Origin of the sequence: Streptomyces lanatus, assembly GCF_014655715.1 — a bacterium.
GTDB classification, from domain to species: Bacteria; Actinomycetota; Actinomycetes; order Streptomycetales; family Streptomycetaceae; genus Streptomyces; species Streptomyces lanatus.
Map to the genome: position 1 here is coordinate 1 of NZ_BNBM01000033.1, position 26,212 is coordinate 26,212.

General features: G+C 71.3%; 22 protein-coding genes. 13 read left to right on the forward strand and 9 right to left on the reverse strand.

The window, feature by feature from the left end:
• The first annotated feature begins 125 nt into the window (after positions 1–125).
• On the forward strand, positions 126–893 hold the full coding sequence (locus IE325_RS45280) for a carbonic anhydrase (protein ID WP_190076075.1): 768 nt from the start codon (positions 126–128) through the stop codon (positions 891–893).
• Here IE325_RS45280 and IE325_RS45285 read toward each other — a convergent pair.
• On the reverse strand, positions 839–1,354 hold the full coding sequence (locus tag IE325_RS45285) for a MarR family winged helix-turn-helix transcriptional regulator (protein WP_190076076.1): 516 nt from the start codon (positions 1,352–1,354) through the stop codon (positions 839–841). The two genes, IE325_RS45280 and IE325_RS45285, sit on opposite strands and share 55 nt — an antisense overlap.
• A 101-nt stretch (positions 1,355–1,455) precedes the next feature.
• Between IE325_RS45285 and IE325_RS45290 the strand changes: the two genes are divergently transcribed.
• Complete coding sequence (locus tag IE325_RS45290) at positions 1,456–1,974, forward strand: YceI family protein (protein ID WP_190076077.1); 519 nt, start codon at positions 1,456–1,458, stop codon at positions 1,972–1,974.
• On the opposite strand, the gene IE325_RS45295 is transcribed toward IE325_RS45290, so the two are convergent.
• Together IE325_RS45295 and IE325_RS45300 are read right to left on the reverse strand one after the other, a co-directional pair.
• Positions 1,952–3,661 (reverse strand): hypothetical protein, encoded by a 1,710-nt coding sequence (locus IE325_RS45295; RefSeq protein ID WP_190076078.1) that lies wholly within the window; start codon positions 3,659–3,661, stop codon positions 1,952–1,954. The two genes, IE325_RS45290 and IE325_RS45295, sit on opposite strands and share 23 nt — an antisense overlap.
• 81 nt (positions 3,662–3,742) lie before the next feature.
• Complete coding sequence (locus IE325_RS45300) at positions 3,743–7,741, reverse strand: bifunctional nitrate reductase/sulfite reductase flavoprotein subunit alpha (RefSeq protein WP_190076079.1); 3,999 nt, start codon at positions 7,739–7,741, stop codon at positions 3,743–3,745.
• A 228-nt stretch (positions 7,742–7,969) separates the two neighbouring features.
• Between IE325_RS45300 and IE325_RS45305 the strand changes: the two genes are divergently transcribed.
• The 4 genes from IE325_RS45305 (at position 7,970) to IE325_RS45320 (ending at position 10,693) form a co-directional block, all read left to right on the forward strand.
• Positions 7,970–8,359 (forward strand): cell division protein SepF, encoded by a 390-nt coding sequence (locus IE325_RS45305; protein WP_190076080.1) that lies wholly within the window; start codon positions 7,970–7,972, stop codon positions 8,357–8,359.
• A 74-nt stretch (positions 8,360–8,433) separates the two neighbouring features.
• Positions 8,434–9,648: an AAA family ATPase gene (locus tag IE325_RS45310; protein ID WP_190076081.1), complete on the forward strand. Its 1,215-nt coding sequence runs from the start codon at positions 8,434–8,436 to the stop codon at positions 9,646–9,648.
• On the forward strand, positions 9,645–9,971 hold the full coding sequence (locus tag IE325_RS45315) for a nucleotide pyrophosphohydrolase (RefSeq protein WP_190076082.1): 327 nt from the start codon (positions 9,645–9,647) through the stop codon (positions 9,969–9,971). Before IE325_RS45310 ends, IE325_RS45315 begins: the two co-directional genes overlap by 4 nt.
• Before the next feature lie 251 nt (positions 9,972–10,222).
• A complete protein-coding gene (locus IE325_RS45320) occupies positions 10,223–10,693 on the forward strand; it encodes a DUF6099 family protein (protein WP_190076083.1) in 471 nt (156 codons plus the stop codon).
• Positions 10,694–10,743: 50 nt separating this feature from the next.
• Here IE325_RS45320 and IE325_RS45325 read toward each other — a convergent pair whose 3' ends face one another.
• Positions 10,744–10,908, reverse strand: coding sequence for a hypothetical protein (locus IE325_RS45325; RefSeq protein ID WP_190076084.1), 165 nt, complete (start codon positions 10,906–10,908; stop codon positions 10,744–10,746).
• 243 nt (positions 10,909–11,151) lie between these two features.
• Here IE325_RS45325 and IE325_RS45330 point away from each other — a divergent pair, with 243 nt between their 5' ends.
• Positions 11,152–12,075, forward strand: a complete 924-nt coding sequence (locus IE325_RS45330) for an LLM class F420-dependent oxidoreductase (protein ID WP_190076085.1) — start codon at positions 11,152–11,154, stop codon at positions 12,073–12,075.
• A 59-nt stretch (positions 12,076–12,134) separates the two neighbouring features.
• Here IE325_RS45330 and IE325_RS45335 read toward each other — a convergent pair whose 3' ends face one another.
• Positions 12,135–12,935, reverse strand: coding sequence for an SAM-dependent methyltransferase (locus IE325_RS45335; protein ID WP_190076086.1), 801 nt, complete (start codon positions 12,933–12,935; stop codon positions 12,135–12,137).
• A gap of 159 nt (positions 12,936–13,094) precedes the next feature.
• Here IE325_RS45335 and IE325_RS45340 point away from each other — a divergent pair, with 159 nt between their 5' ends.
• Positions 13,095–14,564, forward strand: a complete 1,470-nt coding sequence (locus IE325_RS45340; RefSeq protein ID WP_190076087.1) for a 3' terminal RNA ribose 2'-O-methyltransferase Hen1 — start codon at positions 13,095–13,097, stop codon at positions 14,562–14,564.
• Positions 14,561–17,137 (forward strand): polynucleotide kinase-phosphatase, encoded by a 2,577-nt coding sequence (locus IE325_RS45345; RefSeq protein WP_190076088.1) that lies wholly within the window; start codon positions 14,561–14,563, stop codon positions 17,135–17,137. The genes IE325_RS45340 and IE325_RS45345 overlap by 4 nt, the downstream gene beginning before the upstream one ends.
• Positions 17,138–17,140: 3 nt before the next feature.
• On the opposite strand, the gene IE325_RS45350 is transcribed toward IE325_RS45345, so the two are convergent.
• A complete protein-coding gene (locus IE325_RS45350) occupies positions 17,141–18,049 on the reverse strand; it encodes an NAD(+)/NADH kinase (protein WP_190076089.1) in 909 nt (302 codons plus the stop codon).
• On the reverse strand, positions 18,046–19,077 hold the full coding sequence (locus IE325_RS45355; RefSeq protein ID WP_190076096.1) for an SPFH domain-containing protein: 1,032 nt from the start codon (positions 19,075–19,077) through the stop codon (positions 18,046–18,048). The genes IE325_RS45350 and IE325_RS45355 overlap by 4 nt, the downstream gene beginning before the upstream one ends.
• Positions 19,078–19,197: 120 nt before the next feature.
• Between IE325_RS45355 and IE325_RS45360 the strand changes: the two genes are divergently transcribed.
• Both IE325_RS45360 and argF read left to right on the forward strand, forming a co-directional pair.
• Positions 19,198–20,424, forward strand: coding sequence for an arginine deiminase (locus IE325_RS45360; RefSeq protein WP_190076090.1), 1,227 nt, complete (start codon positions 19,198–19,200; stop codon positions 20,422–20,424).
• A 140-nt stretch (positions 20,425–20,564) separates the two neighbouring features.
• Positions 20,565–21,587, forward strand: coding sequence for an ornithine carbamoyltransferase (gene argF, locus IE325_RS45365; protein WP_190076091.1), 1,023 nt, complete (start codon positions 20,565–20,567; stop codon positions 21,585–21,587).
• 4 nt (positions 21,588–21,591) lie between these two features.
• Here argF and IE325_RS45370 read toward each other — a convergent pair whose 3' ends face one another.
• Complete coding sequence (locus IE325_RS45370) at positions 21,592–22,044, reverse strand: ATP-binding protein (protein ID WP_190076092.1); 453 nt, start codon at positions 22,042–22,044, stop codon at positions 21,592–21,594.
• A 345-nt stretch (positions 22,045–22,389) separates the two neighbouring features.
• Between IE325_RS45370 and IE325_RS45375 the strand changes: the two genes are divergently transcribed.
• Positions 22,390–23,217, forward strand: a complete 828-nt coding sequence (locus IE325_RS45375) for an enoyl-CoA hydratase family protein (RefSeq protein ID WP_190076093.1) — start codon at positions 22,390–22,392, stop codon at positions 23,215–23,217.
• Positions 23,218–23,228: 11 nt separating this feature from the next.
• Complete coding sequence (locus IE325_RS45380) at positions 23,229–25,514, forward strand: bifunctional salicylyl-CoA 5-hydroxylase/oxidoreductase (RefSeq protein WP_190076094.1); 2,286 nt, start codon at positions 23,229–23,231, stop codon at positions 25,512–25,514.
• A 40-nt stretch (positions 25,515–25,554) separates the two neighbouring features.
• Here IE325_RS45380 and cysC read toward each other — a convergent pair whose 3' ends face one another.
• A complete protein-coding gene (cysC, locus tag IE325_RS45385) occupies positions 25,555–26,106 on the reverse strand; it encodes an adenylyl-sulfate kinase (protein WP_190076095.1) in 552 nt (183 codons plus the stop codon).
• Positions 26,107–26,212 lie beyond the last annotated feature (106 nt).

Genomic DNA, 26,212 nt, shown 5'->3' on the forward strand with positions numbered 1-26,212 from the left:
CAGAAGACCGCGATCACACGCCCTGACCTGCCCGAACACAGCCTTGTGCAACACCCTTTAACCGCTGTTTCGAAACAGTGGCACCACCCGCCCCACCAGGGGAAACATCTGAAGGGAAGCGTGCCATGGTCAGTGTTTCGCAACCGCAGCGCCGAGCCGTTCTCACCGGAGGGCTCGTGGCCACCGCGGCCGTGATCACGGGGTGTTCGACGAAGACGGACAGCGGTGCGACCCCGAAGGCGTCGGCGCTGGGGGCCGCGACTCCCTCGGCGTCCATGAGCGCACCGCCCGCCACCCCGTCCGCGGCGCTCGCCCGGCTGCTGGAGGGCAACGCGCGCTGGGTGAAGGGCTCGCTCCAGCGCCCCAACCAGAGCGTCGGCCGGCGTGAGGCCGTCGACGAGGAGCAGGACCCGTACGGCGTCGTGGTCTCCTGCATCGACTCCCGGGTCCCGCCGGAGATGGTCTTCGACACCGGCATAGGCGACCTGTTCGCGATACGCACCGGCGGCCAGGTGGTCGCCCCCGTGGTCACCGGATCCATCGAGTACGGGCCGGTCACCTCGGGAACCCCGCTGATCCTCGTCCTCGGCCACCAGCGCTGCGGCGCGGTCAAGGCGGCGTACAAGGCACTCAAGGAGCGCAAGCCGCTGCCGGGCGACCTGCAGTCGATCGCCGAGGCCGTGCGGCCGGCGTACGACGTCATAGCCAAGGCGAAGCACGCCGACCCGGTGGACGCCATGATCCGCGTCCACGCCAGGCAGACGGCGACCGGTCTGCGCCGCGACCCCGCGCTCGCCCCGCTCGTGAAGAAGGGCGGCCTGGCCGTCGTCAGCGCCTACTACTCGCTCGACACCGGCCGGGTGGAGGTGCTCGACGGGGCGCCGGCCGCCTGATCGAAGTCCGGCATGAGCGCGCACATCGCCTGGTGCTGGTTCGGCCCCATGAACCGGGCCAGCGCCTCCTTGACCGTCTCGGCGAGGACCCCGGAGGCCTCCTTGAGCAGGCCGCGGGCCTTCTCGGTGAGGGCGACCTCGACGCCCCGCTTGTCCCCGCAGACCGACTTGCGGGTGACCAGGCCCGCGTGCTGGAGGCAGGCGATCTGGTAGGTGAGGCGGGTCTTGGGGCGGCCGAGGAGCTCGGCGATCCGCGTCATGCGCAGCGCCTGGCCCGGGTCGGCGGCGAGCAGGCACAGGACCAGGAATTCGTCGTGCGAGACGTCCAGCCGTTCCTTGACGACGCCGCGCAGCTCCTGCTCGACCGCTCCGGTCGCGGCCAGCATCAGCATCCAGGCGTGGAGCTCGACGGGCAGGAGTCCGTCGCCGGAGGCGGATGGGCAGTCGGAGAGGTCGGCCATGAATTCGAGTGTATCTGTTGTTCAAATTTGGAGTAGCGACTAGCGTGGTGTCATCCAAATTTGGACTACAGACTCGCAGACTCGCCCAGGAGTGAACGATCATGACCGTCGCCGTCGAAACCGGAACCTGGCAGCTCGACACCGTCGCCTCCACCGTCGCCGTCCGGCACAAGACGTTCTGGGGCCTGGTCACCGTGAAGGGCACCTTCGCCGCCGTCAACGGCAAGGGTGAGGTGCGGCCCGACGGCTCCGCCGTGGGCACCATCACCCTGGACGCGGCCTCCCTCGACACCCGCAACGCCAAGCGCGACGAGCATCTGCGCTCCGCCGACTTCTTCGACGCCGCCAACCACCCCGAGATCACCTTCGCGGTCCGCAGCGCCGAGCTGCGCGACGGCGACGAGGTGCATGTCGTCGGTCAGCTCACCGTCCGGGGCATCAGCCGCGCCAAGTCCGTCACCGCCCGCCTCGTCGGCGCGGACGACCGGTCGCTCACCCTGGACGCCGAATTCACCGTGGACCGCGAGCAGTTCGCCATGGGCTGGAACCAGCTCGGCATGATACGAGGCCTCACCACGGTCGCCACCACCCTCCGTTTCACCCGGACGGCCACAGCCTGACGTCGGCGCTCGACAGCGTCTGCGGTACGGCCGTGAAGGCCCGCAGCCGGATCCGTACACCAGGGCGGGGCAGGACGAACCGCCCCGCCGGAGGCCGGAGTTCATAGCGTGCCGTCGCGTGGGCGGGCAGCTCGGCGGGGCCGCGTACGACCGTCCAGTACTGGCTCATCCCCTGGCCCGTGGTGAGCGAGAAGTGGGGCGCGAGGGTGGCGGCGCCCGTGTTGGTGACCTCGACACCGAGGCGGGACACGGCCGTCGCCGTCGCCCGCCGCACCGACGCCACCCGCATGGCGAGCGGCGGCGTGCCCGTCACCGCCCACAGCGTGCTCCCCAACGCCGGTGCGAGCACCAGCGCGACCGCCGCGATCCGCGCCGGACGCCGGTCCAGCACCCTCGGGCGAGGCTCCCAGGCGGCGGCGAACTCCGACGCTGGCGCGGTGACCGCCGCCGCCAGCCACAGCGGCGTCATCATCAGGTAGTAGCCGTCCTGGGAGCGCGTCGCCACGAAGAACGCGCACCACGGCAGCACGGTCGCCGTCGGCCCCAACCGCCGTACGAACAGCACGAACAGGGCCAACAGCCCCGCGGCCAGCAGCATGCTCGCGTGCCCGTACCAGTCGAGCCGGTCGCTGCCGTCCGTGAAGTACAGGGAGACGCCGACCACGCCCTGCCCGTGGATCACCGCACCCTGCGTCAGCGGCAGCGCTATGCCCCGCACCCAGGTGCCCGGCTCGCTCACGACGAAGTAGGTGTTGAGCAGCAGCCATACGAGCCCTGCGGTACCGGCCACCCGCGCCACCACCGACCCCGCCGCCCGCGCCCCCAGCTCCCCGCGCCGTACGGCGTAGATCCCGGCCAGCAGGAACGGCGCGACGAACCAGGGCAGTTGCTGCGCCGCACACGCCGCCCCCAGACACGCCGCCCGGGCCAGCCCGCCGGCGCCGAGCCGCCCGCCCCGCCCGATCCGCGGCCACCGCACCACCACCGGTATCAGCAGGGCGAGCGCCACGATCGCCGGGTAGCCGAGCCGGCCGTACGACGGCAGGAACCCGAAGCCGAGGCACGCCATGGTCGCCGCCGAGCGCCATGGCGTGGGCAGCATGCGCCACAGGGCGACGGTGCCGGCCAGCAGGGCCGCCGTGCTCACCGCGGTCGCGGGCAGCGCCCCGTGCCCCAGCCACAGCAGCGGCGCCGTCAGCAGCGGGGCCAGGGGCGGATAGCCGTACGTGAAGTCGTAGCCGCCCGTGACGGTCGGGGTGAGGGCGACGCCATGGCCGAAGAGCCAGGGCCACGGCTGCCCGTAGACGGGGTGCCCGGCGACCAGTTCACGGGCGGCCTGCGTGGTGAGGATCGACTCGTCGCTGCCGCCGTGGTGCATCGCCCACGCGCACAGCGTCAGTGTCACCCCGGTCACCAGGACGCACAGGTCGAGGCGGGCCAGCGACCGCGCCCGCCGCACGACCAGCGCCAGCACACCGCAGATCAGGATCGAGGCGTAGCAGGCCGAGATGACGGCGGCCACGACGAGACGGTGACTGGCCGCCGACGTCCAGATCGCGCGGGTGCCGATGAAGAGGCTGACGTCCGCGAGGAGGGTCAGGATGCGGTGCCACTGGGCGGGCGGTTCGGGGGCCGACGGCTGCGTCCACCGGATCGGCGCCACCTTCTGCTGTTCTGCCGACTGCACGCCACCGGACGGTAATCAGCGCTGGTGAGCGGGGTGGTGGGGTAGGTGAAGAGTCCGGTGTGAGACGGGTGAGAAGAACCGTCAGTAGACATCGCGGACGTACCGTTTCGCCGCCGCCAGCTGTTTCAGATACGCCGACGCCTCGGTCTCGTCGAGCCCGCCGTGCGCGACCGCGATGTCCCTGAGCGCCCGGTCCACGTCCTTGGCCATGCGCGAGGCGTCCCCGCAGACGTAGAAGTGGGCGCCGTCCTGCAGCCACCGCCACAGCTCCGGGCCGTGCTCGCGCATCCGGTCCTGGACGTACACCTTGTTGCGCTGGTCGCGGGAGAAGGCCGTGTCGAGGCGGGTGAGGACGCCCTCGTCCCGCAGCGCGGTCAGCTCCTCCTCGTAGTAGAAGTCGCTCGCCCGGTGCTGCTCGCCGAAGAACAGCCAGTTGGGCGCCGGGTGCCCGAGCGCGCGCCGCTCCTGGAGGAAGCCGACGAAGGGGGCGACGCCCGTGCCCGGGCCGACCATCACCATCGGCGTCGAGGCGTCGGCGGGCGGCCGGAAGCCGGGGGAGCGCTGCACGAAGACCGGCACCTCGGCGTCCGGTCCGGCGTCGGCGAGGAACGGCGAGCAGACCCCGCCGCGCGGGCGGCCGCGCAGGTTCTCGTACCGCACGACGGAGACCGTGAGCGAGACGCTGTGCGGGTCTACCAGCGGGCTGGACGATATGGAGTACAGCCGCGGCTGGAGCTTCCGCAGTACCCCGGCCCACTCCTCGGCGCCCGCCCGCACCGGGTGCTCGGCGAGGACGTCCACGGCCTGCCGTCCCCAACTCCACTGCGCGAGACCGTCCTTGTTGTCGGGCCGCAGCAGCCGGCGCAGCGCACGGTCGTCCCGGACGCGTTCGGTGACGAAGCGCAGCAGGTCCGGGGTGATCCGCGTGATGTCCAGGTGCCGGTGCAGGGCCTCGGCGAACGGCACCGCGCCCACACCGTCCACGTCCACCGCCGTCGCCCCGTCGACGCCGGTCACCGCGAGCCACTCCTCCACCAGCGCGGGCGAGTTGACGGGCCGCACGCCGAGCGCGTCGCCCGCCTCGTACGTCAGCGAGGTCCCGCCGGTGTCGAAGGTGAAGCGGCGCACCTCCTTGCCCGCGCCGGGACGGCTCAGCAGCCGGTTGCCGACCAGGCGGGCGGTGCTGGGGGCGGGCTTGGCCCTGGCCCGCGGTTTCTCGACAGCCGGGGTGTTCGTGCCGCCGGCCAGCGCCGTGACGACCTGGTCGAGCCACGCCCCCGCGGACGGCTCGTAGTCCGGTTCGCAGTCCGTGCGCGGAGCGAGGCGCACCGCGCCCAGTTCGTCCAGCCGGGCGTCGAGGCGCCGCCCGTGCCCGCAGAAGTCGTCGTACGAGGAGTCGCCGAAGGCGAGCACTGCGTACCGCACCCCGTCCAGCCGTGGCGCCCCTTCCTCGGACAGCGTGTCCCACAGGCCGGAGCCGTTGTCGGGGGCGTCGCCGTCGCCGAAGGTGCTGGTGATGAAGAGCAGGTCGGCCGTGCGGGCGAGGGTGCCGACGTCGGCCTCGTCCATGCCGAGCACGGAGGCCCGGTGCCCGGCGGCGCCGAGCCGCTGGGCGGTGGCGCCCGCGAACTCCTCGGCGTTGCCGGTCTGCGAGGCCCACAGCACGACGATGTCACGGCCGGGCGGCCGGGCCGGTTCCGCCGCCGACCGCGAGTACATGCCGGCGAGGACGCCGTTGACCCACATCGCGTGCTCGGGGCTGAAGGGCGCGTCCGGCGGCAGGACGGGGACGCCGGGCGCGCCGGTCTCGATGCCGGCGAGGAATCCGGTGAGGTAGAGGCGTTCCTGAGCGGTCAGGACGGGCGGCGGGGCGGGGGCGAGCCCGAAGGGACCGGCGGTCGGCGCGATCACCTGGGCGGGCTCCACCGGCACCGGCTCATGGACCTTCGCCAGCGACACCGCGCACACCTTGAACTCCGGCTGGAAGGAGACCGGATCCACCGCGTCGCTCGTCACCGCGTTGACGCTCAGATACTCCCCGAACAGATCGTTCCAGTGGAACGGCGCGAAACAGCCCCCCGGCCGCACCCGGTCGGTCACGACGGCCGGCAGCACCGCCCGCCCCCGCCGCGAGGCGACCTCCACCCGGTCCCCGTCGGCGATCCCCAGCTCCCGCGCGTCCTCCGGATGCACCTCCACGAACGGCCCCGGATTCAGCTTGTTGAGCTTGGCGACCCTCCCCGTCTTGGTCAGCGTGTGCCACTGGTGCTGCACCCGCCCGGTGTTGAGTACGAAGGGATAGTCGTCGTCCGGCAGCTCGGCGGCCGGCATGTGCGGACGGGCGTGAAAGACGGCTCGCCCGCTCGCGGTCGGAAACCGCAGCACCCCGCCCTCATCGACGTACCGGATCGGATTGCGCTCGGGCCCCGCCACCTCCGCGGCCGGCCACTGCACGGGCGTGGCCCGCAGCCGTTCATAGGTCACCCCGCGCAGATCCCAGCCGGTCACCGGGTTCCAGGCCCGCCGTATCTCCTCGAAGACGTCCTCGGCACTGTCGTACGAGAACCCCTTCTCGTACCCCATCGCCCGGGCGACGGCCGCGATGATCCGCCAGTCCGCCATCGCCTCGCCCGGCGGATCGGCCACGGGCCGGGTCAGCGTGAGGTTGCGCTCGCTGTTGACGAAGACGCCCTCGCCCTCGGTCCACATCGCGCCGGGCAGTACGACATCGGCGTACGCGTTGGTCTCGGTCTCGCCGAAGACGTCCTGGGTGACGACGAACTCGGCGGCCTCCAGGCCCTCGATGACCGTACGGCGGTTGGCGACCGAGGCGACGGGGTTGGTGCAGATGATCCAGCAGGCCTTGATCTCGCCGTCGGCCATCTTCCGGAACATCTCCACGGTGCCCTTGCCGACGCCGTCGGCGCGCAGGGTGCCCGGCGGCAGCTCCCACAGCTCCTCGACGAAGGCGCGCTCGGCGTCGACGAGGACGGACCGCTGCCCCGGCAGCCCCGGGCCCATGTAGCCCATCTCGCGCCCGCCCATGGCATTCGGCTGGCCGGTCAGGGAGAAGGGCCCGGAGCCCGGCCGGCAGATGGCACCCGTCGCCAGATGCAGGTTGACCAGGGCGTTCGTGTTCCAGGTGCCGTGCGTGGACTGGTTGAGGCCCATCGTCCAGCAGCTCATCCACTCGCCCGCCTCGCCGATCAGCCGGGCGGCGGCGCGGATGTCGTCCTCGGCGAGCCCGGTGATCTCGGCGACGGCGGCGGGCGCGTAGTCGGCGAGGAACCCCTCCATCACCTCCCAGCCCTCGGTGTGGGCGGCGATGAAGGCGGGGTCGGTGTGGCCGTCCGCGACGAGAAGGTGGAGGAGGCCGTTGAGCAGCGCCAGGTCGGTACCGGGCTTGACCTGCAGAAACAGATCGGCCTTGGCGGCGGTGGCGGTCCGCCGGGGGTCGACGACGATCAGCTTCGCGCCCGCCTTGACCCGCTCCATCATCCGCAGGAAGAGGATCGGGTGGCAGTCGGCCATGTTCGACCCGATGACGAGGAAGACATCGGCGCGCTCGAAGTCGTCGTACGACCCGGGCGGCCCGTCGGCGCCCAGCGACAGCTTGTAACCGGCCCCGGCGCTGGCCATGCACAGCCGCGAGTTCGACTCGATCTGATTGGTCCGGACGAACCCCTTGGCCAGCTTGTTCGTCAGGTACTGCGCCTCCAGGCTCATCTGCCCGGAGACATAGAAGGCGACGGCGTCCGGGCCGTGCTCGTCGATGATCGCGCGCAGTCGGCGGGCGGTCTCCGCGATCGCGTCCGCCATGGGAACCGGGACCGGCTCCTCGCCCCGGTCGTCCCGGACCAGCGCGGTGGTCAGCCGGCCGGGCGCGGAGAGCATCTCGGCCGTGGTCGCCCCCTTGGTGCACAGCCGGCCCGCGTTCGCCGGGTGCGCCTTGTCGCCGGAGGCCTTCAGCACCGTACGGCGGCCGTCGGGGCCCATCCCCACATCGAGCACGATGCCGCAGCCCACTCCGCAGTAGGAGCAGACGGAGCGCACCTGTGTGGTGGGGGTGGTGGAGGTCACACCGTGCCTTTCTCCTGCCTACAGCGATGCCCAGAGCGTACGAATCGCCCATTACGTCGATGTCACACGGCTCGATCATGAGGAGTTACGTCGGCCACACAGCCGCCCGTGGCGCGATGTGAGGGGATCTGACTGTCGCGGTCCGTGTCGCTGTTGGGCCGAACGGGTGACTTGGCGTAAGAATTGGCTGGTGCAGGCAATGAAGGCGAGCGATTTCGGGGGGAGCCGGTGAACCGCTACGACGTCACCGATGAGCAGTGGGAAGGGCTCGCCCAGGTGGTTCCGTTGCGCGGCCGGGACGCGTGGCCGTCCGCGGTGGACCATCGCGCGATGCCGGAAGCGGAGACCGAGCCCCGGCGCCGCTTCGTCGTCCTGCGGGTCAATGTGTTCGGGGACGCCCGTGACGTCGCCGAGACGCTGATGGCGGGCATCCCGGTGCTGCTGGACCTGACCGGCGCGGAGACCGAGGTCGCCAAGCGCGTCCTGGACTTCAGCACCGGCGTGGTCTTCGGCCTGGCGAGCGGGATGCACCGGGTGGACCGGAACGTCTTCCTGCTGACCCCGCCCGGCACCGAGGTGAGCGGCTTGATGGAGAGCGCCGGCGTACCGGGCACCTGAGGCGCTCGCTCGATCGTAGGAAGGGCCGCTGGGCGGAACGGTTCGCCCGGCGGCAGGGGGCCTACGGTCCCGACATGGGCGTGTCGTGTGTCTCCGGTGCCGTGTCCCTTCCGCCGCGGGAACACCGCGGGGGTGAGCCGTCCCGTACGGCGGGCCCCGCGGACGGTGACGCGCCACCCTGCCGGCCACGGCTCACCGAACTGCGGCTCTCCGCGTTCGCCGGGCACCGGCGGGCCGCCTTCCCGCTGGGGGCGTGCACGCTCCTGGCCGGGCCCAGCGGATGCGGCAAGACGAACGCCCTGCGGGCCTACGAGGCACTGGCCCGGCTCGGCGCGGGCGCCGGGGTCGGGGAGGTGTTCCCGGACCCGGTGGCGTACGTCCCGGAGCGGGCGAGGCCCGACGCGCAACGGCGGCGCGGCTTCCGCATCGGCTGCACGGCCGAGGGCCCCGAAGGTCCCGTACGGCTCGATGTCGCCGTGCAGGCCGAGCCCGAACTGCGCATCGTCGGGGAGCGGTTGAGCTCCGCGGGAGTCGTGCTGCTGGAGACGGCCCTGCGCGACCCGAGCCGGCCCTTCGTGCAGGCCGCCTGGCACACGGCCGGGCAGTCGCCGGTGACCCGGGCGCCACTGCCCGACGACCGGCTCGGCACCGCGCTGCTGCCGCTGCGGGTGGCCGGCCGCACGGACGGACAGCGGCGGGTGCTCGCCGCCGCCGAGCAGATGGTGGTGGCGCTGCGCTCCGTCTTCGCCTGCGATCCGCGGCCCGAGCTGATGCGCGCCGCGGTGCCGCTCGGGTCCGGGCGGTTGCTCGGCGACTGCGGCAACCTGGCCGATGTGCTGTGGCGGACGCGGGCCGAGTGCGGTCAGCGGTACGCGCAGCTCGTGGCCGCCGCGCGGGCGGGCTGCTCGGGTGCCGTGGCTGATGTGGTCGCCGAGCTGCTGGCGGACGGCACGGTCCGGGGCGTGCTCGACCGGGGCGACGGTGTGCGCACCGGGCTCGGCCGGCTCGGGGACGGTGAGCTGCGGTATCTCGCGCTGTCGCTGGTGCTGCTGACCGGGCCCGGGGTGCTGGAGGTCGAGCAGGCGGGAGAGGTGCCCGAGGCCATGCAGACGCTGACCGTCATGGCCGACGGGGTCGACCGGGCGCTGGATCCGGTGCAGCGCCGGGAACTGGCCTCGCTGGCGGCGCGGATGTGCGAGCGGGGGCACATCCGGGTGGTCGGGGCCGTGAGCGACGCGTCGGGGGTGGCGGGGGTGCCCGGGGTGACGGTGGTACACCTGGAGCCGTGACCGAACCCCTTGATGTGGCGGGACTCCAGCGCAGGCTGGCCGAGTTCGCCGCCGCGCGCAACTGGCAGCCGTATCACACGCCGAAGAACCTCGCCGCCGCGCTGAGCGTCGAGGCGTCCGAACTCGTCGAGATCTTCCAGTGGTTGACGCCGGAGGAGTCGGCCCGGGTCATGGCCGACGCGGACACCGCGGCGCGGGTGACGGACGAGGTCGCCGATGTGCTGGCGTATCTGCTGCAGCTGTGCGAGGTGCTCGGGATCGACGCGCTGGCCGCGCTGGACGCGAAGATCGACCGCAACGAACGACGCTTCCCGGCGCCGTAGACGGGGTGGGGGGCGCACGGCGTTCGACGGTGGAAACCGATCGGAACGGACTCGGAAGGCCCTGGAAGAGCCCTGGAAGGGCACCATCCGCTTTCACGCTCCGTGTTCATTCAGCTGACTGCAACCGAAAAGTTGTCCAGAGATTTCCGTCTTCCTCTGGCTTTTCGTCTCAAGGCCCTTCACGCTGGGTAGTGAACAAGGGAGTTCGGGCGGACGCGTGGGCAGCGCGTCGCGACAGACGGGGACTGCGGATGGACGCGGTGCGGCTCATCGTGACTAGCAGGCGTGCGCTGGCGGGCAGCGGGGGCGCGCCGGAAACCATGACCGAGGTGTGGCAGGCGCAGGCCCTGGCTCAGGCGATAGGGAGCAGACTCGCGGTCTTCGGACCACCTGAACTGCGCGGCGAGGCCCTGGGGTTGACCGAGCTCGCCGGGCGCGGGTGCGGCGTGTTGGACACACCGGACCTCGCGGACGGGGAGTTACGCGCGGCCCAGCTCACGGAGCTGGGCGACGCGCGCCCCGCCCTGATGCAGCTGGGCAGCCTGCTGGGAGAGGTCGGGATAGCCCTCGTCGGCATCGCCAGCGCCGCGGACGACGAGGCGACGTACTGGCAGTGCATGGAGGCCATCGACGCGGCGGACGAGTCCCGGGACCGCGTGCGGGAGATGCTGCGCAGACTGGCGGACCGGGATCAGGTGCTGGCGGAGCGGGAGGCGGGGTAGGGGACCGGGCCGGCGCCGCAGGCCCCCGAGTCGTGACGCCGAGGATCGTGTCAGCCGACCTCGCTCTCCCCCTGCGGTGCCGGAGGCCGTTGCAGGTCCGCGTCCAGGGCCGACAGGTCCGCGTTGAGCGCTGCCATCAGCTCCTCCATCTGCTGGAGCAGCCCCTTCGGACGGCCGGTGCCGCCGCTCTGCTGTGGCATGGGTTCCTCGGACATGACGGCCTCCTCGGGCCTCCGGCCCTCCAGTGGCAGTGGGCCGACACGGTGACGCCCCGGCGTTGACGACCGGGCGCGGGCGCCGGGCGGTCCGGCTCCGATCGAGCCAACGATCACCGTCGGGGCCGGTCACTGGCCCGGGGTGACGGCGACCGCGGCGTTGACGGAATTCACCCGACCGGGGCCGTCGGGGGCAGGGGGACCGGTGCGGCCGAGCGGCGTCGCGGCGTGCAGGATGGAGACATGGATCTTCGCATCTTCACCGAGCCCCAGCAGGGGGCCACCTACGACACCTTGCTCCGCGTGGCGAAGGCCACCGAGGACCTTGGCTTCGACGCGTTCTTCCGCTCCGACCATTACCTGAAGATGGGTTCCGGGGACGGTCTTCCCGGCCCCACCGACGCCTGGATCACCCTCGCCGGACTCGCCCGGGAGACCAAGCGGATCCGCCTCGGCACCCTGATGACCGCCGGCACGTTCCGGCTGCCCGGCGTGCTCGCCATCCAGGTAGCCCAGGTCGACCAGATGTCCGGCGGCCGGGTCGAACTGGGCCTCGGCGCGGGCTGGTTCGAGGAGGAGCACAAGGCGTACGGCATCCCCTTCCCGAAGGAGAAGTTCGGGCGTCTGGAGGAGCAGCTCGCCATCGTCACCGGGCTGTGGGCGACCGAGCCCGGCCAGACCTTCGACTTCCACGGCACCCACTACGACCTCACCGGCTCGCCCGCCCTGCCCAAGCCCGCCCAGGCCCGCATCCCGGTGCTCATCGGCGGCCACGGCGCCACCCGTACGCCTCGGCTGGCCGGCAAGTACGCCGACGAGTTCAATATGCCGTTCGCCTCGATCGAGGACAGCGAGCGGCAGTTCGGCAGGGTGCGGGCCGCCGCCGAGGAGACCGGCCGCAAGGGCGACGACCTCGTCTACTCCAACGCCCTGGTCGTGTGCGTGGGCAAGGACGACCAGGAGATCGCCCGCCGCGCCGCCGCGATCGGCCGTGAGGTCGACGAGCTGAAGGTCAACGGCCTGGCAGGCTCCCCGGCCGAGGTCGTCGACAAGATCGGCCGCTACCAGGAGATCGGCTCGCAGCGGATCTACCTCCAGGTCCTGGACCTGGCGGACCTGGACCACCTGGAGCTGATCTCCTCCCAGGTCCAGTCCCAGCTGTCGTAGGACGCCGCTGGGCCCGTCCGGCATGCGATCCGCCGGACGGGCGCGCCGTCCTGCGCCCGTCACCGCTTGCGTGCGACCCCCGCGTACAGCGGTATCTCCTCGCCGCCGTGCCGCTCACCGAGCTCGGGGTGCCACAGCGCGGCGAGGGTCAGGCCGGGGTCCAGCAGATCGAGGCCCGAGAAGAAGCCGGCGAACTCCTCGCGTGAGCGCACCTGCGCGGGGGTGCCGCCCCTGCGGTACACCTCGACGACGCGCTCCCAGGTCTCCGGATCGAAGTCCCCCGTCGCGTGCGACAGCGTCAAGTAGCTGCCCGGCGCGAGGGTTTCGAGCAGCTCACGCACGATCCGGCCCGGCTCGTCCTCGTCCGGCACCAGATGCAGCAGCGCCACGAGGGACAGTGCGACCGGCCGGGTGAAGTCGAGGGTCTGCCGCGCCGCCGCGAGGATCTCTCCCGGCTCCCGCACATCGCCGTGGACATACGCCGTCCTCCCCTCGCGGGTGCTGTGCAGCAGGGCCTCGGCATGGCGCAGGACGATCGGATCGTTGTCGGCGTACACGACACGGGCATCGGGAGCGATGCCCTGCACGATCTGATGGAGGTTCGGCTCGGTCGGGATCCCGGTGCCGATGTCGAGGAACTGACGGACACCCCGCTCGGCCAGCAGCCGTGAGGCGCGGTGCATGAACCAGCGGTTGGTCCGCGCCATCTCCCGTACCGCGGGGAACAGGCCGACCACCTGCTCCGCCGCCTCCGCGTCGACGGGGTAGTTGTCCTTCCCGCCCAGGAAGTAGTCGTACATGCGGGCCGAATGCGGCTTGCTGGTGTCGAGGGGGGTCGTACGCCGTCCGGCGTCTGTCACGTGGGGCCTCCGCTGGTGGACATGCGTGGGCGCTCAGCCGTACGACGTTCGAACGCCCGGACGGTCGGGAGGTTAGCGAAAATTTATGCGTGCCGCCGATCCCCGCTCGGTACCGTGTGCGTATCCGCAGTTCAGACCACTACTCCAAGGCCACCCACCGTGTTCCTGACCCTCACCACCACCGGCAGTCCAGAACGCCCCGCAACCGATCTCGGCTTCCTGCTCCACAAGCATCCCGAGAAATCACAGGCGTTCTCCACCTCCTACGGCAAGGCACATGTCCTCTACCCGGAGGCGGACGCCGAGCGCTGCACCGCCGCGCTGCTCCTGGAGGTCGACGCGGTCGCGCTGGTGAGGCGCGGCAAGGGCAAGGGCCGGGGCGGCGCGCCCGACGCGGCACTCGCGCAGTACGTCAACGACCGGCCGTACGCCGCGTCCTCGCTGCTCGCGGTAGCCCTCAGCGCGGTGTTCTCCAGCGCGATGCGCGGCGTGTGCCACGCCCGCCCGGAGCGCGCCGCAGAGCCGCTGCCGCTGCGCATCGAGGTGCCCGCGCTGCCCGCGAGGGGCGGCCCGGAGCTGGTACGGCGACTCTTCGAGCCGCTGGGCTGGGCGGTGACCGTCGAGCCCGTGCCGCTGGACGTGCAGTTCCCCGAGTGGGGCGACTCGCGGTATGTGAGCCTCGTCCTGGAGTCGGAGTCCCTCACCCTGGCCGAAGCCCTGCGCCACCTCTATGTCCTGCTTCCCGTCCTCGACGACGCCAAGCACTACTGGGTCGCCTCCGACGAGGTCGACAAGCTGCTGCGGGCCGGTGAGGGCTGGCTGCCTGGCCACCCGGAGCACAAGCTGATCACCAGCCGCTATCTGTCGCGCCGCTGGTCGCTGACCCGTGAGGCGATGGAGCGGCTCGAACTGGTGCGGCTCGCGGAGGCCGACGACAGCGAGGTCGAGGACATCGACAACGCCGTCGAGGCGGAGAGCGAGACGGAGGAGAAGCCGACCCCGCTCGCCGTGCAGCGCCGGGACGCGATCATCACCGCGCTGAAGGCGTCCGGTGCCGCGCGTGTGCTCGACCTCGGCTGCGGACAGGGGCAGTTGGTGCAGGCGCTGCTCAAGGACCCTGCGTTCACCGAGATCGTGGGCGTGGATGTGTCGATGCGGGCGCTCACCATCGCCGGCCGTCGGCTGAAGCTGGACCGGATGGGCGAGCGGCAGGCCTCGCGCGTGAAGCTCTTCCAGGGCTCCCTCGCCTACACCGACAAGCGGCTCGCGGGCTACGACGCCGCTGTGCTCAGCGAGGTCATCGAGCACCTCGACCTGCCCCGGCTGCCCGCCCTGGAGTACGCGGTGTTCGGCGCCGCCCGCCCGAGGACAGTGCTCGTGACCACCCCGAACGTCGAGTACAACGTCCGCTGGGAGACCCTCCCCGCCGGGCATGTACGGCATGGCGACCACCGCTTCGAGTGGACGCGCGAGGAGTTCCGCGCGTGGGCGGAGGCGGTCGCCGAACGGCATGGGTACGGCGTGGAGTTCGTGCCCGTGGGGCTCGACGACCCCGAGGTGGGGCCGCCGACGCAGATGGCCGTATTCCTGAGGGATGTCAACGACGAGAAGGAGGCGAAGGCAGCATGAACCAGTCGACGAACGGGCGGGTCCTGCCCGTCACCGATCTCTCCCTCGTCGTGCTCGTCGGCGCCTCCGGCTCCGGCAAGTCGACCTTCGCCCGCCGGAACTTCAAGCCCACCGAGGTGATCTCCTCCGACTTCTGCCGCGGCCTGGTCTCCGACGACGAGAACGACCAGGGCGCGACCCGCGACGCCTTCGACGTCCTGCACTACATCGCGGGCAAGCGCCTGGCCGCCGGCCGCCGTACGGTCGTCGACGCCACCAGCGTGCAGCAGGACTCCCGGCGGCAGCTGATCGAGCTGGCCAAGCAGTACGACGTGCTGCCCATCGCCATCGTGCTCGATGTGCCGGAGGAGGTCTGCGCCGAGCGCAACGCCGCCCGCACCGACCGGGCCGACATGCCCCGCCGGGTCATCCAGCGACACATCCGCGAACTGCGCCGGTCGGTCCGGCGCCTGGAGCGCGAGGGCTTCCGCAAGGTCCACATCCTGCGCGGGGTGGAGGACGTGGAGAACGCCACGGTCGTCACCGAGAAGCGCTTCAACGACCTCACCCACCTCACCGGCCCCTTCGACATCGTCGGCGACATCCATGGCTGCGCGTCCGAACTGGAGGCGCTGCTCGGCAAGTTGGGCTACGTCGACGGCGTGCACCCGGACGGACGTACCGCCGTCTTCGTGGGCGACCTCGTCGACCGCGGCCCGGACAGCCCGGGTGTGCTGCGGCGCGTGATGTCGATGGTGAAGTCGGGGCAGGCGCTGTGCGTGCCGGGCAACCACGAGAACAAGTACGGCCGCTTCCTCAAGGGCCGCAAGGTCCAGCACACCCACGGACTCGCCGAGACCATCGAGCAGATGGAGACCGAGAGCGAGGAGTTCCGCGCGGAGGTCCGGGAGTTCATCGACGGGCTCGTCAGCCACTACGTCCTCGACGGCGGACGCCTCGTCGTCTGCCACGCCGGTCTGCCGGAGAAGTACCACGGCCGTACATCGGGGCGGGTCCGCTCGCACGCGCTGTACGGCGACACCACCGGTGAGACCGACGAGTTCGGGCTGCCGGTGCGCTACCCGTGGGCGGAGGACTACCGGGGCCGGGCGGCCGTGGTGTACGGCCACACTCCGGTGCCGGAGGCCACATGGCTCAACAACACGATCTGCCTGGACACGGGCGCCGTCTTCGGCGGCGAGCTGACCGCGCTGCGCTGGCCGGAGCGCGAGCTCGTCGACGTACCGGCGGAGCAGGTCTGGTACGAGCCGACGAAGCCGCTGCGCACCGAGGCGCCCGGCGGACACGACGGCCGGCCGCTCGACCTGGCGGATGTGCACGGCCGCAGGGCCGTGGAGACCCGGCACCAGGGCCGGGTCGCGGTCCGTGAGGAGAACGCTGCTGCGGCACTGGAGGTCATGAGCCGCTTCGCGGTCGACCCGCGGCTGCTGCCGTACCTCCCGCCGACCATGGCGCCGACGGCGACCTCGCACATCGAGGGCTATCTGGAGCACCCGGCGGAGGCCTTCGCGCAGTACAAGGAGGACGGCGTCGAGCGGGTCGTGTGCGAGGAGAAGCACATGGGTTCGCGGGCCGTGGCCCTGGTGTGCCGGGACGCGGAGGCGGCGCGCAAGAGGTTCGGGGTGGACGGTCCGACCGGGTCGCTGTACACCCGCACCGGGCGCCCGTTCTTCGACGACGAGTCGGTCACGGAGACGATCCTCGACCGGATCCGTACGGCGGCCGGCGAGGCCGGGCTCTGGGACGAGCTGGAGACAGACTGGCTGCTGCTGGACGCCGAGCTGATGCCGTGGTCCCTGAAGGCGTCGGGGCTGCTGCGCTCGCAGTACGCGGCGGTCGGCGCCGCCTCCGGGGCCGTGTTCCCGGGTGCGCTGGCCGCGCTGGAGGGCGCGGCGGCACGGGGCATCGACGTCTCGGACCTGCTGGCGCGCCAGCGCGAACGGGCCTCGGACGCCGCCGCGTTCACGGAGGCGTACCGCCGCTACTGCTGGACCACGGACGGCCTCGACGGCGTACGCCTCGCCCCGTTCCAGATCCTGGCGGTCCAGGGCCGCAGCCTCACCGGGCTCCCGCACGACGAGCAGCTCGCGCTCCTCGACCGGCTGGTGGAGCACGACGGCAGCGGTCTGCTCCAGACCACCCGGCGGCTCTACGTCGACACCGGCGACCCGGAGTCGGTGCAGGCCGGCGTCGACTGGTGGCTGGAGATGACGGGCCGCGGCGGCGAGGGCATGGTCGTCAAGCCGCTCGGCGCGGTGGTGCGATGGGGGTCCCCCCGCTCGAGCGAAGCCGAGAGTGGGGGAGAGCAGGGCCGTCTGGTGCAGCCCGGCATCAAGTGCCGGGGCCGCGAGTATCTGCGGATCATCTACGGTCCGGAGTACACGCGCCCCGACAACCTCGCCCGGCTGCGGAAGCGGTTCCTCAACCACAAGCGGTCCCTCGCCGTCCGCGAGTACGCGCTGGGTCTTGAGGCCCTGGACCGGCTGGCGGAGGGCGAGCCGCTGTGGCGGGTGCACGAGGCGGTGTTCGGGGTGCTGGCGCTGGAGTCGGAGCCGGTGGACCCCCGGCTCTGACGGTCAGTCGAGCAGGCGCAGCCGGTCCCGGCACACGCCGACCCGGACCGTCTGCCCCCAGGTCAGCTCGACCGCGTCCGTCTCCATCCCGTCCCCGAAGGCGACCAGCCGCTCGGACTCGACGGTGAGCCGGAGACGGTTGTCGGCGGCGAGTTCCCCGGCCACCAGTGAGGTACCGGTGGCCGGGGACGGCCAGGCCTCCCGTACGAACCACAGCAGGCGTTCCTCCGTGGGGGAGGGCAGCCGCAGCCGCCCTCCCCCTCCGCCCCGCTCCTGCCACACCGACCGGAGCCAGCCGGTCGCCCCCGTCCCGGTTCCGACGATCACCCCGGACGAAGCCTGGGCCTCGACGACACCCCCGTCGTCCTCCAGGCCCAGGCGGTATCGGGCCGTCCGATGTCCGGCGGCGCCCAGGTAGATCTCGTTCAGCGCGACGAGGCGCTGTGTGTCGTCGGCGACGGCCTCGACCATGGTGAGTTCGTCGCAGGTGCCGCTTCCGGATTGCGCGGAGGCCAGCAGTCCGGCGGCGTCCGCGGGACGGTGGCGCACCAGGACGCCGGGGTTGCGGCCGGGGTCGGTGTCGATGCCGAGCACCGGCTGTCCGGCGAGGTACTTCGCCACGTTCGCGACCAGGCCGTCCTGCCCGACCACGACCACCACGTCCTCCGGCGCGAACAGGAACCTGTCCAGATCGGCCCGCTCCACCCGGGTCCGACGCCAGGTCAGCGGGATCGCCGAGGTCACCTCCGTCAGCGCCCGCTGGTCGCGGCGATGGCGCTCGGCGACCTCCTCGATGTCACGGCCCCGGGAGGAGAGGAAGAAGGCGGCCTGGCCGTGCGTGCCGTGCCGGGCCACCAACTCCTCGTACTCCGTGGTGCGATGGACCAGGACGACCCGCGGGGCGAGGCTCACTCCCGCGCTCCCAGCCTGCTGAGCAGCCCGGTCAGCACATCCGGCGACACCGTGACGCTGTCGATCCGCGGCAGGTTCTCCGCGAGCCGCGTCCCGGTCAGGGCGTGCAGCGTCGCCACATCCACCTCCGCGTGCACCCGCAGCCAGGCAGCCTGGGCCTGGGCCCGCGCCTCACCGACCTCACGCGCCCCCTCGGCCTCGGCCTTGGCCAGCCGTACGGACCTCGTGGCCTCGGCTTCTGCCAGCCGTACCGTCCGTGCGGCCTCCGCCTCGGCCTTCACCGCGTCGGCGGCGGCGTGCTCCTCGGCCTCCCGGCGGGCGTTCGTACCCCGCTGGTCCACCAACTGCTCCTCGCGGCGGGCGAGTTCGATCTGGCTGGCCAGTTCGTTCTCGGCGATCGCGCGCTCCCGCTCGACGGCCACGGCACGGCGCTCGTACGTCGCCCGGTCCGCCTCCTGCTGGATCTGCTCGCGCGCCGGGGTGCGCAGCGCCCGCTCCACCTCCGGCTCCGGGCGCAGCGCGACGACCCGTACGGCGACCACCTCGATGCCGGTCGCGGGGAGCCGGGGCTCCGAGCCGAGGCCGGCCGCGATCCGCTCCCTTACCGCCGTCACACCGTCGACCAGGGCGGCCGCGAGCGTGGTACGGGACAGGACGTCCAGCGCGTGCTGCTGTGCCGTCTCGGTGAGCAGGGTGCCGAGCTGTTCCAGGGGTGCGGCGCGCCAGGCGCCGGTGTCCGGGTCGATCGAGAAGTCGAGGCGGGCGGCGGCGACGGCCGGGTCGCTGATCCGGTAGGTGACGGTCGCCTGCACGGCCACGTCCTGGAAGTCGGACGTACGGGCATGGAAGGTCATCGCCAACTCCCGGTCGTCGACCGGCACTTCGGAGATCGCGGCGGTCAGCGCCCGGAACCAGAAGCTGAGCCCGGGGCCGTCGTGCAGCAGCCTGGTGCCGCGGTGGTGGCGGATGTGCGCCGTGGGCGCGCCGCGCAGATGGCGCCAGCCCAGGCGCCGGGTGATGTCGGCCATGGAGCCCCTCTTTCTCGTCATGTAGACGATAATCAGGGGTGACGGTTGTCGTCAAGGGGACGAAAAGAAGATGGCGGCAAGTGGGGGGTGAACGCGGCCCTCGATGGTCAGGATGGAGGCATGGCATTCCATGTCGACTCCGAGGCCGGGCGGCTGCGCCGCGTCATACTGCACCGGCCCGATCTGGAGCTCAAAAGGCTCACCCCCAGCAACAAGGACGCCCTGCTCTTCGACGACGTGCTGTGGGTGCGGCGGGCACGCGCCGAGCACGACGGGTTCGCGGACGTACTGCGCGACCGCGGAGTCATCGTCCACCTGTTCGGCGATCTGCTCACCGAGGCCCTGGAGATCCCGGCGGCCAGGAAGCTCGTCCTCGACCGGGTCTTCGACGAGAAGGAGTACGGGGTGCTCGCCACCGACCACCTCCGTGCGGCCTTCGAGGGCCTGCCCTCGCCCGAACTGGCCGAGGCCCTCGTCGGCGGCATGACCAAAAGGGAGTTCCTGGAGGCGCATCCCGAGCCGACCTCCGTGCGCTTCCATGTCATGGAGCTCGACGACTTCCTTCTCGCGCCCCTGCCCAATCACCTCTTCACCCGCGACACCTCCGCCTGGATCTACGACGGTGTGTCCGTGAATGCCATGCGCTGGCCGGCGCGGCAGCGCGAGACGGTCCACTTCGAGGCGATCTACCGGCACCATCCCCTGTTCCGTGACGAAACGTTCCACGTCTGGTCGGAGGGTCAGTCCGACTACCCCTCCACCATCGAGGGCGGCGACGTCCTGGTGATCGGCAGCGGCGCGGTCCTCATCGGCATGAGTGAGCGGACGACCCCCCAGGCCGTCGAGATGCTCGCGCACAAGCTGTTCGCCGCCGGGTCGGCCCAGACGATCGTGGCCCTCGACATGCCGAAACGGCGCGCCCTGATGCACCTCGACACCGTGATGACGATGGTCGACGGCGATGTCTTCACCCAGTACGCCGGGCTCGGCATGCTCCGCTCCTACACGATCGAGCCCGGCGCCGGCGACAAGGAGCTGAAGGTCACCGACCATCCGCCGGAGCACATGCACCGCGCGATCGCCGCCGCGCTCGGGCTCAGCGAGATCCGCGTCCTGACCGCCACCCAGGACGTCCACGCCGCCGAGCGCGAGCAGTGGGACGACGGATGCAACGTCCTCGCGGTCGAGCCCGGTGTGGTCGTCGCCTATGAGCGGAACTCCACCACCAACACGCATCTGCGCAAACAGGGCATCGAAGTGATCGAGATCCCCGGCAGTGAGCTGGGGCGGGGGAGAGGGGGTCCGCGGTGTATGAGCTGTCCCGTCGAGCGGGCGCCTGTGCGTTAATGGCCTGCGATGGCCTGCGGCAATGGCGTACGCATGCCGCATGCATGCCGCATGCATGCCTGCCCGTATATTAATTCTGAAGTTCGTATAGACTTCCAGGGTTCCTGTCGGCTGCTGTACCCGTACCTCTGGAGCGCCCCATGGCGACCGTCCCGACCGCCCTCGCCGGGCGCCACTTCCTCAAGGAGCTCGACTTCACCGAGCGGGAGTTCCTCGGGCTGGTCGAGCTGGCCGCCGAGCTGAAGGCCGCGAAGAAGGCCGGGGCCGAGACGCAGTACCTGCGGGGCAGGAACATCGCGTTGATCTTCGAGAAGACCTCGACGCGTACCCGCTGCGCGTTCGAGGTCGCGGCCGCGGACCAGGGCGCCTCGACGACGTACCTCGACCCGTCCGGCTCGCAGATAGGGCACAAGGAGTCCGTGAAGGACACCGCGCGTGTGCTCGGGCGGATGTACGACGGCATCGAGTACCGCGGGGACAGCCAGGCCAAGGTGGAGGAGCTGGCGGCGTACGCCGGTGTGCCGGTGTTCAACGGGCTCACCGACGACTGGCACCCCACCCAGATGCTGGCCGACGTGCTCACGATGACCGAGCACAGCCGCAAGCCGCTCAAGGAGATCGCCTTCGCCTATCTCGGCGACGCCCGCTTCAACATGGGGAACTCGTATCTGATCACCGGTGCGCTGCTCGGCATGGATGTGCGGATCGTCGCGCCCGAGGCGTACTGGCCCAGTGACGACATCGTGGCCAAGGCCCGCAAGATCGCGGAGGACAGCGGGGCCGTGATCGCGCTGACCTCCGATGTCGCCGAGGGCGTGCGGGGCGCCGACTTCGTCGCCACCGATGTGTGGGTGTCCATGGGGGAGCCGAAGGAGGTGTGGGACGAGCGGATCACTGCGCTCGGCTCCTACGCGGTGACCATGGACGTGCTGCGTGCCACCGAGAACCCGGACGTGAAGTTCCTGCACTGCCTGCCGGCCTTCCACGACCTGGGCACGAAGGTCGGTCTCGACATCTTCGCCAGCCATGGGCTTCGGTCGCTGGAGGTCACGGACGAGGTCTTCGAGTCGGAGTACTCGGTGGTCTTCGACGAGGCGGAGAACCGGATGCACACGATCAAGGCGGTGCTGGTCGCCACGCTGGGCCGGGCCGGCCGGGCCTAGGGGGTCACAGCGGGCGGCGTTGAGCCGGCACCGTCGGCAGTCTGAACCACACCGCCTTGCCCGAGTCGGTCGGCCGGTGGCCGCAGGACGAGCTCAGGGCGCGGATCAGCAGCAGGCCCCGCCCGTGCTCCTGCCAGGGGTCGGGGTCGGCGCCGCTCGGCTTGGTCAGATCGCCCGGCGGTGCCGGGTCCGGGTCGTGCACCTCGACCTGGCAGCCGGAGGGCAGCAGCTCCACGACGAGCTCTATCGGGCCGTTCCCCGCGGTGTGCTCCACGGCGTTCGCGACCAGCTCGGCCGTGAGCAGCTCCGCCGTGTCGCAGTCGGTGGCATGGTCCAGCTCCGCCAGCGCCGTACGGACCACCGCGCGGGCCACGGGCACGGCCGCGGTGGTGTGCGGCAGCGCGATACGCCAGGAGGCGGAGGCTGGGGAGCGATCGTGCAAGGCGGGTCCGTTCATGAGCAGGCTGTCCTGCTTTCAACCTTATGAATGGTACGGCGCCACCCCGCGGAAGCGCTCGGCGGGCGCCGTTCGGGACCTTCGGACCCGACTGCTGGGCGGCTTACCCAGATGAACGGCCGGCCGCGCGCGGCTGATCCCGCCGTTACGCGGGTGTCGACGAGCCGTGACGGATGTGACGGGGCCGGGTCACACCCGATCGGGTTATCGCGCGACCGTGACGACAGTCAAAGTTGAGTGATAGCTTCGAAGGGTAGAGCTCGGAGGGTAGAGCTCAGATCGGATCGGATCGCCTCAGCTCAATGAGGCAGTGCCCGCGCCGTCCGCCCCAGGAGGCCGCACGTCATGAGTCCCTTCACCGGCTCCGCCGCCCGCACCCCGGAGTGGAAGCATCTGCGGGTCGAGTACGTCGACGGCGTCGTCACCGTCACCCTCGCCCGCCCCGAGAAACTCAACGCGCTCACCTTCGGCGCCTACGCCGACCTGCGCGATCTGCTCGCCGAGCTGTCCAGGGAGAAGGCGGTACGGGCCCTGGTGCTGGCCGGCGAGGGCCGCGGTTTCTGCTCCGGCGGGGACGTCGACGAGATCATCGGCGCCACCCTGTCCATGGACACCGCCCAGCTCCTCGACTTCAACCGGATGACCGGGCAGGTCGTGCGGGCGGTACGGGAGTGCCCGTTCCCGGTGATCGCGGCGGTGCACGGGGTGGCGGCCGGGGCAGGTGCCGTACTGGCCCTCGCGGCCGACTTCCGCGTCGCCGACCCCACCGCCCGCTTCGCCTTCCTCTTCACCCGGGTCGGCCTGTCGGGCGGCGACATGGGCGCGGCGTATCTGCTGCCGAGGGTGGTCGGCCTCGGCCACGCGACCCGGTTGCTGATGCTGGGGGAGCCGGTGCGGGCGCCCGAGGCCGAGCGCATCGGGCTCATCAGCGAACTGACGGACGAGGGGCGGGTGGACGAGGCCGCCCAGACCCTGGCCCACCGCCTGGCCGACGGCCCAGCACTGGCGTACGCCCAGACAAAGGCACTGCTGACGGCCGAGCTGGACATGCCGCTGGCGGCGGCGGTGGAGATGGATGCGTCGACGCAGGCATTGCTGATGAACGGCGAGGACTACGCGGAATTCCACGCGGCGTTCAGCGAGAAGCGCCCTCCCAAATGGAGGGGGCGGTGATCATGCAGCCAATGGCGACAGGCCTCCCCCTACGAGTAGCAATCATCGGTGGCGGCCCCGGCGGCCTCTACGCCGCCGCCCTGCTGAAACGCCTCGACCCCGACCGCGAGGTCACCGTCTGGGAACGCAACGCCCCCGACGACACCTTCGGCTTCGGAGTGGTCCTCTCCGACGAGACCCTCGGCGGCATCGAGCACGCCGACCCCGTCGTCTACGAGGCCCTCCAAACACACTTCACCCGCTGGGACGACATCGACATCGTCCACAGAAACACCCACCACACCTCCGGAGGCCACGGCTTCGCGGCCCTCGGCAGGAAACGCCTCCTCGAAATCCTCCACGACCGCTGCCGAGACCTGGGCGTAGAACTCCGCTTCCAGACCGAGGCCCCCTACCCCGCCTGGCTGGCCGAGACCTACGACCTCGTCATTGCCGCAGACGGTGTGCACAGCACCACCCGCGAGGCCTACACGCATGTGTTCCGCCCCCATGTGGCCGAACACCACTGCCGCTACATCTGGCTCGCCGCGGACTTCGCCTTCGAATCCTTCCGCTTCGAGATCGCCGAGACCGAGCACGGCGTGATGCAGCTGCACGGCTATCCGTACGCGGCCGACGCCTCCACCGTCATCGTCGAGATGCGGGAAGAGGTCTGGCAGGCGGCCGGGTTCGCGGAACTGGACGAGCAGAGCTCCGTCGAGCGCTGCGCCAAGATCTTCGCCGAGGCCCTGCAGGGACGCCCTCTGAAGTCCAACAAGTCGGCCTGGACCACCTTCCGCACCGTGGTGAACGAGCACTGGTCGCACGGCAACATCGTGCTGCTTGGCGACGCCGCCCACACCGCCCACTTCTCCATCGGCTCCGGCACCAAACTGGCCGTCGAGGACGCCCTCGCCCTCGCCGCCTGTCTGGAGGAACAGCCCTCCCTGGAGCGGGCGTTGGCTGCGTACGAGGAGGAGCGCAAGCCGGTCGTCGCCTCCACGCAGCGTGCCGCCCGCGCCAGCCTGGAGTGGTTCGAGAACCTCGGCCTCTACCTCGACCAGCCGCCCCGCCAGTTCGCCTTCAACCTGCTCACCCGCAGCCGCCGCGTCACCCATGACAATCTGCGCCTGCGCGACGCCCGCTTCACCGAGGCCGTGGAGCGCGAGTTCGGCTGCCCGCCCGGCACGCCCCCGATGTTCACCCCGTTCCGGCTGCGCGGCCTGACCCTGCGCAACCGTGTCGTCGTCTCCCCGATGGACATGTACTCGGCCACCGACGGCGTCCCCGGCGACTTCCACCTCGTCCACCTCGGCTCCCGCGCCCTCGGCGGTGCCGGTCTGGTGATGACCGAGATGGTGTGCGTCAGCCCCGAGGGACGCATCACCCCCGGCTGCACCGGCCTCTACACCGGCCGACAGGCCGAGTCCTGGAAGCGCATCGTCCAGTTCGTGCACGCCCAGGCACCCGGCACCGCGATCGGCGTCCAACTCGGGCACAGCGGACGCAAGGGCTCCACCAAACTGATGTGGGACGGCATGGACGAGCCCCTGGACGACGGCAACTGGCCGCTCGTGGCGCCTTCCCCGATCCCCTACAAGCCGTACAGCCAGACCCCGCGCGAACTGAGCCGCTCCCAACTCACCGACATCCGCGAACAGTTCACGGCCGCCGCCTGGCGCGCCGCCCGCGCCGGCTTCGACCTCCTCGAACTGCACTGCGCGCACGGCTATCTGCTCTCCGGCTTCCTCTCCCCCCTCACCAACCTCCGCACGGACGCCTACGGCGGCTCCCTGGAGAAACGACTCCGCTTCCCGCTGGAGGTCTTCGACGCCGTACGGAGCGTCTGGCCGCAGGAGCGGCCCATGACCGTCCGTATCTCCGCCACCGACTGGGCCGAGGGCGGCACGAATGCCGAGGACGCCGTCGAGATCGCCCGCGCCTTCGCCGCGCACGGCGCGGACGCGATCGACGTGTCGACCGGTCAGGTCGTGGCCGACGAGCAGCCGGAGTTCGGGCGGTCGTACCAGACGCCGTACGCGGACCGGATCCGTCATGCCACCGGCCTGCCGGTGATCGCGGTCGGCGCGATCTCGTCCTGGGACGACGTCAACTCCCTGATCCTGGCGGGCCGCACTGACCTGTGCGCCCTCGCCCGTCCACACCTGTACGACCCGCACTGGACGCTGCACGCGGCGGCCGAGCAGGGGTACGCCGGGCCGGGCGTCGAGTGGCCCGCCCCGTACCGGGCGGGGAGCCGCCGACCGCAGACCGGACGTACGGACGCCCCCAAGCCCCGGCTGACGCTCAGCAGTTGAGGTCGACCATCCCTGCTTCAGGCGGGAGAGGGCGGACCCGTCACACCAACCCCCGTTCCGCCAGCACGGCATACACGGCGGCACTCGACTCCTCGGGCGTCTGGAACTGTGTGGCAAGCACGAGCGACGGGTCCAGCGGCGGCTCGTACGGGGCGTCGACGCCGGTCAGCCCGGACAGGTGGCCCGCGGCCTGTCTGGCGTACAGCCCCTTGACGTCCCGCTCGCCGCACACCTCGACCGGCGTCGCCACATGCACCTCGATGTACGGCGTCCCGCTCGCCGCGTGCCGCCTGCGGACGGCCTCGCGGCTGTCGGCGTAGGGCGCGATGACCGGGACGACGGACAGGACGCCGTTGCGCGCGAGGACCTCCGAGACCAGGCCGATGCGCTGCACATTGGTGTTGCGGTCCGCCCGTGAGAAGCCCAGGCCCGCGATGAGGAAGCGCCGGATCTCGTCGCCGTCGAGGATCTCCACGCGGTGTCCCTCGGCCTTGAGCCGGTCACCGAGCAGACGGGCGATCGTGGTCTTGCCCGCGCTCGGCAGCCCGGTCAGCCAGACCGTGGCGCCCTTGCCTCTTGCCGTGGTGGTCATGCGCAACAGTCCCCATTTCTCACCCCGCGAACGACCCGATGGACGCTAGAGGTTGTCCCGTATGGGGCGTGAGTTATCTGGTGAGGGCCAGGTTGTGGAGCCGGGC

Bases quoted from the DNA above. Each gene is read 5' to 3' on its own strand.
- IE325_RS45370 (WP_190076092.1), bottom strand. From the start codon at position 22,044: ATGAACGGACCCGCCTTGCACGATCGCTCCCCAGCCTCCGCCTCCTGG.
- IE325_RS45355 (WP_190076096.1), bottom strand. From the start codon at position 19,077: ATGGCCGACATCACCCGGCGCCTGGGCTGGCGCCATCTGCGCGGCGCG.
- IE325_RS45290 (WP_190076077.1), top strand. From the start codon at position 1,456: ATGACCGTCGCCGTCGAAACCGGAACCTGGCAGCTCGACACCGTCGCC.
- argF (WP_190076091.1), top strand. From the start codon at position 20,565: ATGGCGACCGTCCCGACCGCCCTCGCCGGGCGCCACTTCCTCAAGGAG.
- IE325_RS45345 (WP_190076088.1), top strand. From the start codon at position 14,561: ATGAACCAGTCGACGAACGGGCGGGTCCTGCCCGTCACCGATCTCTCC.
- IE325_RS45375 (WP_190076093.1), top strand. From the start codon at position 22,390: ATGAGTCCCTTCACCGGCTCCGCCGCCCGCACCCCGGAGTGGAAGCAT.
- IE325_RS45280 (WP_190076075.1), top strand. From the start codon at position 126: ATGGTCAGTGTTTCGCAACCGCAGCGCCGAGCCGTTCTCACCGGAGGG.
- IE325_RS45325 (WP_190076084.1), bottom strand. From the start codon at position 10,908: ATGTCCGAGGAACCCATGCCACAGCAGAGCGGCGGCACCGGCCGTCCG.
- cysC (WP_190076095.1), bottom strand. From the start codon at position 26,106: ATGACCACCACGGCAAGAGGCAAGGGCGCCACGGTCTGGCTGACCGGG.
- IE325_RS45320 (WP_190076083.1), top strand. From the start codon at position 10,223: ATGGACGCGGTGCGGCTCATCGTGACTAGCAGGCGTGCGCTGGCGGGC.
- IE325_RS45285 (WP_190076076.1), bottom strand. From the start codon at position 1,354: ATGGCCGACCTCTCCGACTGCCCATCCGCCTCCGGCGACGGACTCCTG.
- IE325_RS45330 (WP_190076085.1), top strand. From the start codon at position 11,152: ATGGATCTTCGCATCTTCACCGAGCCCCAGCAGGGGGCCACCTACGAC.
- IE325_RS45380 (WP_190076094.1), top strand. From the start codon at position 23,229: ATGGCGACAGGCCTCCCCCTACGAGTAGCAATCATCGGTGGCGGCCCC.
- IE325_RS45360 (WP_190076090.1), top strand. From the start codon at position 19,198: ATGGCATTCCATGTCGACTCCGAGGCCGGGCGGCTGCGCCGCGTCATA.
- IE325_RS45310 (WP_190076081.1), top strand. From the start codon at position 8,434: ATGGGCGTGTCGTGTGTCTCCGGTGCCGTGTCCCTTCCGCCGCGGGAA.